The organism is Bradyrhizobium altum (assembly GCF_020889705.1).
In the GTDB taxonomy this organism is placed as follows: domain Bacteria; phylum Pseudomonadota; class Alphaproteobacteria; order Rhizobiales; family Xanthobacteraceae; genus Bradyrhizobium; species Bradyrhizobium altum.
Genome location: NZ_JACMYP010000557.1, coordinates 1 through 1,182 on the forward strand (window position 1 = coordinate 1; position 1,182 = coordinate 1,182).

The following is a 1,182-nucleotide window of genomic DNA, read 5'->3' on the forward strand; positions in this document are numbered from 1 at the left end:
CCGAAGTACCAGATTTCGTGTCGGTTCGACGGCCCCTTGCCGGTGATCATGTCCATCTGATTATAGCCGTCCAGATGGCACTTGTAGGTGCGGTCCCCAATTTGCTTGCCCTTCTTCAGTTCCTCCGCAATGTTCGGATTGCCGGCAGCGGCCAGCAAGGTCGGGAACCAGTCCAGCCCGGAGATGATGCCGTTCTCGACCTTCCCGGCCGGCACCTTGCCCGGCCAGCGGATCATCGCCGGCGCGCGGAAGCCGCCTTCCATGACCGTACCTTTCGACTGAGCGAAAGGCGTCTGTCCGCCATCCGGCCAAGTAAAGACCTCGGTGCCGTTGTCGGTTGTGAAGATGACAATGGTGTTGTCATCCACGCCCATGTCCTTGAGCTTTTGCATTACCAAGCCGACATCGTCGTCGAGCTGCGCCATGCCGGCTTCATGAATCGACCAGCCGTTCTTGGAGTTGCGCATCGCCTGGTACTTCGGCGACAAATGCGTGACGATGTGCATCCGGGTCGGATTGAGCCACAGGAAGAACGGCTTGCTATCGGCCTTGGCCTTTTCAATGAACGACAAGGCGAAATCTCGAATTTCGTCGTCCACCGTTTCCATCCGCTTGGGATAGAGCGTGCCGGCGTCCTCTATCCTCTGCTTGCCGACCTTGCCCCAGCGCGGATCCACGGTGGCGTCGTCCACATTGGTTGCCCACGAATGGATCATGTTGCGCGGACCGACCTTGTTCAACAGCTCCTGCGGATAAGCAGGGTGGGCCGGATCTTCCATTGCGTCGAGGTGATACAAATAGCCGAAGAACTCGTCGAAGCCGTGCACCGTCGGCAGAAACTCGTTCTTGTCGCCAAGGTGGTTCTTGCCGAATTGGCCGGTGGCATAGCCCATGCCTTTGAGCGCGGTGGCAATGGTCACGGCCTCCGCCGGCAGGCCTGTTGGGGCGCCGGCCTGGCCGACCGTCGTCATGCCGGTGCGGATCGGTAGCTCGCCGGTGATGAAGTTGGCGCGGCCTGCCGTGCAACTCGCCTCGGCGTAATAATCGGTAAACAGCATGCCTTCTGCGGCGATCTTGTCGAGGTTCGGCGTCCGGCCGGCCATCATGCCGCGGTGGTAGGCACCGATGTTCCAGATGCCGATGTCATCGCCCATGATGACGACGATGTTGGGCCGCTGGCCG

The 1,182-nt window shown here is 60.5% G+C and carries 1 protein-coding gene; it reads right to left on the reverse strand.

Features of this window, described 5'->3' with window-relative positions:
• Positions 1–1,182 (reverse strand): arylsulfatase (locus tag H8B02_RS47355; protein ID WP_229172524.1); only part of this gene is annotated, 1,182 nt, incomplete at both ends.